Origin of the sequence: Protofrankia sp. Cj3 (genome assembly GCF_917627355.1) — a bacterium.
Lineage (GTDB): Bacteria > Actinomycetota > Actinomycetes > Frankiales > Frankiaceae > Protofrankia.
In genome coordinates this window covers 40,225-47,404 of record NZ_CAKJTR010000015.1, presented here as the reverse complement: position 1 = coordinate 47,404, position 7,180 = coordinate 40,225, and the positions used below count along the sequence as shown (strand labels likewise).

Annotated in this window: 7 protein-coding genes; all 7 read left to right on the top strand. The window is 67.9% G+C overall.

From position 1 onward, the window contains the following. The coding region (locus MJ783_RS03675) for a cytochrome P450 (protein WP_239308485.1) at window positions 1-504 on the top strand (504 nt) is incomplete at its 5' end. A 34-nt stretch (window positions 505-538) separates the two neighbouring features. Further along, the gene (locus tag MJ783_RS03670) at window positions 539-1,297 is read left to right on the top strand and encodes an SDR family oxidoreductase (RefSeq protein WP_239308484.1); all 759 of its coding nucleotides are present in this window, start codon (window positions 539-541) and stop codon (window positions 1,295-1,297) included. 299 nt (window positions 1,298-1,596) lie between these two features. Further along, window positions 1,597-3,228, top strand: a complete 1,632-nt coding sequence (locus MJ783_RS03665; protein WP_239308483.1) for an FAD-dependent oxidoreductase — start codon at window positions 1,597-1,599, stop codon at window positions 3,226-3,228. Between the two features lie 206 nt (window positions 3,229-3,434). Further along, window positions 3,435-4,646 carry an agmatinase family protein gene (locus MJ783_RS03660; protein WP_239308482.1) on the top strand — a complete coding sequence of 404 codons (1,212 nt, stop codon included), beginning with the start codon at window positions 3,435-3,437 and terminating at the stop codon, window positions 4,644-4,646. Between the two features lie 162 nt (window positions 4,647-4,808). Next, window positions 4,809-5,918: an adenosine deaminase gene (gene add, locus MJ783_RS03655; protein WP_239308495.1), complete on the top strand. Its 1,110-nt coding sequence runs from the start codon at window positions 4,809-4,811 to the stop codon at window positions 5,916-5,918. Further along, window positions 5,915-6,697: a demethylmenaquinone methyltransferase gene (locus tag MJ783_RS03650; RefSeq protein ID WP_239308481.1), complete on the top strand. Its 783-nt coding sequence runs from the start codon at window positions 5,915-5,917 to the stop codon at window positions 6,695-6,697. The genes add and MJ783_RS03650 overlap by 4 nt, the downstream gene beginning before the upstream one ends. Before the next feature lie 271 nt (window positions 6,698-6,968). Then, on the top strand, window positions 6,969-7,180 hold a 212-nt coding region (locus MJ783_RS03645; RefSeq protein WP_239308494.1), incomplete at its 3' end, for an FAD-dependent oxidoreductase.

Here is a 7,180-nt window from a genome sequence, read left to right as displayed (position 1 = left end):
AATCTTATGCTGCTGCTTGTCGCCGCCACCGAAGCGCCCCAGGATTTACTGAGCAACACGGTGAGGCTGGCGCTCGAACAACCCGCCCACGCCGCGCGGCTGCGCGAAAATCCAGAATTCGTGGAGAGTTTCGTCAAGGAGACGCTGCGGTTTGACCCGGCTGTCCAGGTCCTGAACCGGGTCGCTGCGGAGGACCTGGACTTCTTCGGGGCCCGCGTGACAGCACACTCCCCGGTCACGCTGCTCATCGCCGCGGGTAACCGGGATCCTCGCAGATTCGACAACCCTCTCATGTTTGATCCAGCCCGGCCTGACAACCAGGCACTGACCTTCAGCGCGGGCGGCCACTACTGTCTGGGCGCGGCGCTTGCCCACATGTCGGCCGAGGTCGTGCTTCCGCTTCTGCTGCGAAGTTTCCCGGACCTGTCGCTGGCTGGGGACGCGACCTTCCGCGTCCAGGTCGTCCAGCGCGGCCATGAGCACTTGCCAGTCGCAATCAACTGACATCGACACGCACAGCGAAAGGACAGTGCCGAGTATGGGCATATTGTCGGGAAAAACCGCCCTGGTCACCGGTGCGAGCAGAGGCATCGGACGTGCTGTCGCCGAACGGCTCGCCGCTGACGGAGCGCGGGTGGGCGTGCACTACGCCAACAACGGGACAGCCGCGAAGGACGTCGTGACGGCGATCGAGAAGGCGGGGGGCGAGGCATTCAGCTTTCGGACGGAGCTGGGCGTGCCGGACGACGCGGTTGCGTTGTGGGCCGAGTTCGACAAGTACGCCGACGGGCTCGACATTCTGGTCAACAATGCCGGTGTCGGCCTGACGGCACCGATTGATCAGGTGCAGGAAATCGATTTCGACCGGCTTTTCGCCGTCAATGTCAAGGCTCCGTTTTTTATCATCCAGCAGGGCCTCGGCCGGCTGCGCGACAGCGGGCGGATCATCAACCTGTCCAGCGCCACCGCCCGGATCGCGATGCCCCTCGTGGCCGCCTACTCCGCGTCCAAGGGCGCGATCAACACGTTGACCCTGACGCTGGCCGAGGCGCTCGCTCCCCGCGGCATCACGGTGAACGCGGTCGCGCCCGGCATCGTCGAGACCGACTTCAACCCGTGGCTGGCCATCCCCGAGATGCGGGCCAGGGTCGAGCGCTACGCGGCGTTCGGCCGCATCGCCACGCCTGATGACGTGGTCGGCCTGGTGGCGTTCGTGGCCTCGGAGGAAGCCCGATGGATCACCGGGCAGATTCTCGACGTCAGCGGTGGCTCCGGCCTCGGCAACGGATCAGCCTGATCCACCACACGGATACAGCGGCGCGCGTCCCTGGTGCGTGCGCCGCTTCTAGGGCGTGTCTGATGGATGTTGGTCGATGTGGGCGATGATCCAGAAAGTGGCCTGTAAGGCGGAGGAGGCCCGGATAGCGGTGTTCTATCCGGACCGACGACAACGCCGCAGGATGCCTTCTGGGCATTGATCCGCACGATCGAAGATCCATCAGACACGCCCTAGGCGTGTTTCTTGATCCATGCCTCTGTTGCCGGGCGCTCTTGCGCGCGCTCCTCCACCACCCGATGATCGAGAGGGTATTGATCGTGAAATCGCCAGGCCATCGAATCAACAGACGAGTCCTGCTGAGCGGTACCGCAGGAGCCGGTGGCGCCGCTGTGCTTGCGGGGGCCGCCCCCGCTGCCGCCCATGTGGACCCAGCCACCGGCCCGACGATCGGACCGGCCGATCCGCGTTATGCGTTGCTGACGACCGGGAACAACCAGCGTTTTGTGGCCAGACCCGAATATGTTCGAATGATCCATTCCACGGAGGATGCGGTCTCCGCGTTACGCGCGGCAGCCACGGCCGGAAAACGGGTCTCGGTGCGTAGCGGCGGTCACTGTTTCACGGACCTTGCCTGCAATCCCGACGTCCAGGTCATCCTGGATTTCTCCGATCTGAACTCCGTGGACTACGACCCAGAGCTGGGTGCGTTTGCCATTCAGCCTGGCGCTCGTCTGATCAATATCTACGAGAAGCTGTACAAGGGCTGGGGAGTCGCCCTTCCCGCTGGGGTCTGCTACAGCGTCGGCGCGGGCGGCCATGTCGCGGGCGGGGGATATGGCCTGCTGTCCCGGCAGCATCGACTGGTGGTCGACCACCTCTATGCCGTCGAGGTGGTGACTGTGGACGCCGGCGGGCGGGTCCGGATCGTGCGGGCGACCCGGGAGCCCACCGATCCGAACCGGGAGCTGTGGTGGGCTCATACCGGCGGTGGCGGTGGCAACTTCGGCCTGGTCACCAAGTACTGGTTCCGTTCTCCGGACGCCACCGGGTCTTCGCCCGCGGCCCAGCTGATGTCGCCTCCGTCGGAGGTGCTGTTCAACGCCGTCGCCATCCGCTGGGCCGATCTCGACCAGGCGAAATTCAGCCGGCTGATGAAGAATTACGGAGCTTGGCACGAGGCCAACAGCTCGCCGGACTCGCCATACCATTACTTGTCAAGCATCATCAACGTGGGCGTCAGAGCGGCTGGCGGCATCGGCGTGATCACCCAGGTGGACGCCACCGTATCGAACGCCGATCAGCTCCTGACGGACTATGTGGCCGCGCTCAACGACGGTGTGGGCGTCCAGCTGTACCCGCAGCCGGCGATGCCGCAGTTCGCGACCGCCCGGCGGCTGCCCTGGATGCGGGCGACCCGCTTGATCGGAACCAGCAACGTCACGGTTAACGACCCAACGCTGCGGGCCGCCCACAAGTCCGCCCTGATCCGGAGGAACTTCACCGACCAGCAGGTGGCGGCGCTGTACACCCGCCTGACCGATCCGGCTTATACCAACCCCCGGGCGATGGTGTTCCTTTTCTCGTACGGGGGACGGATCAACGATGTCGCGCCGGACGCCACCGCCAGCGCTCAACGCAGCTCCGCCTTCAAGATGCTGTTCCAGAACCTTTGGGACGACCCGGGCCAGGACGCGGTCAACCTTGCCTGGCTCCGCGGCCTGTACGCGGATTTTTTTGCCGCTACCGGCGGTGCCCCGGAACTTGACGGACAAGCTGATGGATGTTACATCAACTACGCCGACGCGGACATGGCCGACCCGACGTTCAACACTTCGGGAGTGCCCTGGCAAACGCTTTACTACAAGGGCAACTACGCCAGGCTCCAACGGGCCAAGCGGAAGTGGGATCCGTCGAACTTCTTCCGGCACTCGCTGTCGATCCAACCTTAAGAACGACCGGCAACAGGGGACGCGGCGTCGCGGGGCCAGGGCACGCACCTCGACGTAGCGGTCGAAGCCGGAGGGGCGATCGGCGAATCGACGACCTGTGGATTGTCTGTCAGGCTTGACCCCGTTCATGGGGTGACGTCGCGTCTGGCCATCACCGGGAAGGCGTCGCCGGTGAGCGGGCGGATGTGCCTTCCGGGAAGGACAGCATGTCGACATCTGACAGTAGTCGGGTCAACGCTGAAGGAAGCTGGGCGCAACGGGCTGAGGCACAACTGCCGACCCGGCGGGCCGAGGAGGAGGTCCAACGCCGGCTCGCCCATGGCCTGGCGGGCGCGCCGACGATCACCGATCGTACGATCCCGACCTTCGCCCGCGGGGAGGCACCGCACTTCGCGGGCGAACGGGGCACCTTCCTGAAATGCCCTTATATCGAGGATGTGCACGATGTCGGCGACGCCGAGGTAGCGATCTTCGGGGTCCCACTGGACGCCGGGACGACCTACCGGCCAGGCACGCGCTTCGGCCCGCAGGGTATCCGGCGCTCGACCAACCTGTTCGGCACCTACTCCTATGAACTCGGCGTCGACCTGCGCGAACAGCTCAATCTGGTCGACATCGGGGACGTGTTCACCATTCCCGGGAACCTGGAGAAGTCCTTCGACCAGATCAGCCAGGCGATGGCCCACGTCGTGCGGCGGGGCGTGGTGCCGGTCGTCCTGGGCGGGGATCACTCGATCGGTTTCCCGACCATCCGCGGGATGGCACCGTATCTGGACGGCAACATCGGGATCATCCACTTCGACCGGCACGTCGACACCCAGGAGAGCGACCTCGACGAGCGGATGCACACCACGCCGTGGTTCCACGCGACCAACATCCGCAATGCGCCGGCCACGAACCTGGTCCAGATCGGTATCGGAGGCTGGCAGGCGCCCCGGGCCGGTGTCAAGGTCGGCCGCGAACGCGGCACGACCGTCATCACCGTCGGCGACGTGGAACGGGTCGGTGTCGAGAAGATCGCCGAAGTCGCCTTGGAGACGGCGTGGAAGGACGCCACCGCGGTGTACCTGTCCTTCGACATCGACGTGATCGACGCCGGTTTCGTCCCCGGCACCGGCTGGCCCGAACCGGGCGGTCTGCTGCCCCGCGAGGCCCTCAGCCTCGTCCGGATGATCTCCGAACCCGGGCTGGCGGGCATCGAGGTCGTCGAGTGCTCCCCGCCCTATGACTGGGCCGAACAGACCGCGCTGCTGTCCAGCCGGGTGATCCTCGACAGCCTCGCCACCCAGATCCGCAGCGGCAAGCTCGGCCGCAAGCCAGCCACCGCCAGCCGCCACGCCTGGGGGCCCTACCCCGATGCCGCCAGCGATCATCATCCAGATCCCCTGAACACGACCATCGACCCGCACAGCCGGTAGCGCTTCACCGAGCTGGCTGACGGCGTGATCGGACGGGACCCCGGCCGGCTCCCGGCCGCGGGTCCCGCAGTGCGCTCGGAGCGCGGCACTCTCGTGCGCACGCAGCTTCAGGAAGAAGCCATCTGCGCGTACGGGAACTCAGGCTAGCCTGGCCGGGTGACCGTGCCTACCGGACCGAAGATCGAATTGCACGTCCACCTGGAGGGCACCGTCCGCCCGGCGACCTTGTTGGAGATGGCGCGGCGCAACGGCGAGCCGCTGCCGGCAACCACGGTTGAGGAGCTCACCGAGCTCTACCGGTTCCGGGACTTCGATCATTTTATCGAGATCTGGATCCTCACCACGCACGTGATGCGCACCGCCGAGGACTTCCGCCAGGTCGTCGTCGACTATGCGGCCGAGGCTTCCGCGCACGGCGCGGTGTACATCGAGGGGATCTTCTCGCCATGGTTCCGGGTCCAGCGCGGGATCTCCTGGGAGGAGATCTTCAACGGCTACGCCGACGGCGTGGCCGAGGCCCGTGAACGGTTCGGCGTGGACATGCGTCTGACCCCGGACGTCGACCGCATCCTGCCGCCGGATGCGGCCTGCGAGATAGCGCGCCAGGCGGTCCGGTTCCGTGACCGGGGGATCGTCGGGCTGGGCCTTGGCGGGCCGGAGGCCGGCCATCCGCCCGAGCCGTATGCGCGGGCGTTCGCCATCGCCGCCGACGGTGGGCTCGCGGCTGTCCCACACGCGGGTGAGACCAGCGGGCCGGAATCGGTCAGAGGCGCTGTCGAGGCCCTGGGCGCCCGCCGCATCCGCCACGGCATCCGAGCGGTGGACGATCCTGGTCTCATGGCCGAGCTCGCTGGCCGGGGCATCGTCCTAGACGTCTGCCCGGTGTCCAACCTGCGGACGCGGTCGGTGGCCGAACTTGCCGCGCATCCCCTGCCCACGCTCCTGGCCGCCGGTGTCCGCTGCTCGCTGGCGACCGATGACCCGGCCATGTTCGCCACCAGCCTCGGCCGAGAGCACGCGGTCGCCGCCGCGTTGGGCGCCCGCGCCCGTGACCTTTACGAGGCAGGGGTCGCCGGGGCGCTGTGCGACCCGGCGACGCGGGAACGGCTGGCGGCGATCGGTGCCGTCACCGACTGGGAGGCGGTCCAGGCCGCGCTGGCTACGGTGGCTGAAGCTGATCAGCTGGCCGCGGGCATAGCCACGGCTGGCCGCCCGGCTGCGTCCGGCGCCGGGACGGCCGGTGGGACCGGCGCCGGGACGGTGTCGCGATGAGCCCTCGTCCGAGAGCGGGCACAGCGGCCGGTCGGCCTGGGCTGGAGAAGCGGCCGGACGAGGTCGCGGCGATGTTCGACGGTGTCGCGCGCCGTTACGACATCACCAACACGGTGTTGTCCGCGGGCCGGGACAGCGGCTGGCGCATGGCGACCGCCGACGCGCTCGACCTGCGCCCGGGACTGCGGGTGCTGGACCTCGCGGCTGGCACCGCCACGTCCGCCCAGGCCTTCGCCTCCCGCGGAGCCATGGTCGTGGCCTGTGATTTCTCCCTGGGCATGTTGCGGGTCGGCCGCCAACGCCTCCAGCGCCGGCCCGGCACGGCCGTCGGCGCCGGCGGCGGCGCTGTCACGCTGGTCGCCGGGGACGGGCTCGCGCTGCCGTTCCCGGACGCGTCCTTCGACCGGGTGACGATCTCGTTCGGCCTGCGCAATGTCGTCGATGTGGATGCCTGCCTCGCGGAGCTGGCGCGGGTGACCCGGCCGGGCGGGCGCCTGGTGGTCTGCGAGTTCAGCCGGCCCACCTGGGCGCCGTGGCGCACGGTCTACCTGGAGTACCTGATGCGGGCGCTGCCCGGGCTCGCCCGCGCGGTCAGCAGCAGCCCGGGTTCCTACGTCTACCTGGCTGAGTCGATCCGCGCCTGGCCGGACCAGCCGGCGCTGGCCACCCGTATCGCCGGAGCCGGCTGGACGGGGGTTGGCTGGCGCAATCTCACCGGCGGCATCGTGGCGTTACATCGCGCCGTCCGCCCGCCCGGCGCTGGCGCCCGCGACCACTGACGATAGGTCCTGGCCTGCCTCTGTCCTGCCTCTGTCCTGCCTGTGAGCTGGCACATCATCCCCATCTGACCGTCCGGCTACGCTGATCCAGCCATCGGGTTCCCGGCCCTCGCCCGCTGGTCCGCACGACGCGGGGCAGGTTCGCGATCCCGGCGCCTGTGCCAACCGCGGGCGCAGGGCCTAGACTCGCCGTTGCGCTCGTGAAAACGTTCACGAGCGGCGGAAGTGTGGCGAGTGGGAACACCCCGGCGATCCGGAGCGGTGCGTGATCATGACAGCGGTCCAGGCCGAGCATGCCGATGTCATCGTTGTCGGCGCCGGACCAGGCGGATCGGCGGCCGCGTATCACCTGGCCCGTACCGGGCTTGATGTCGTCCTCCTGGAGAAGACGAGTTTCCCGCGGGAAAAGGTCTGCGGTGACGGGCTCACGCCGCGAGCCGTCCGCAGCCTGATCGAGATGGGCATCGACACCGGGACTGATCC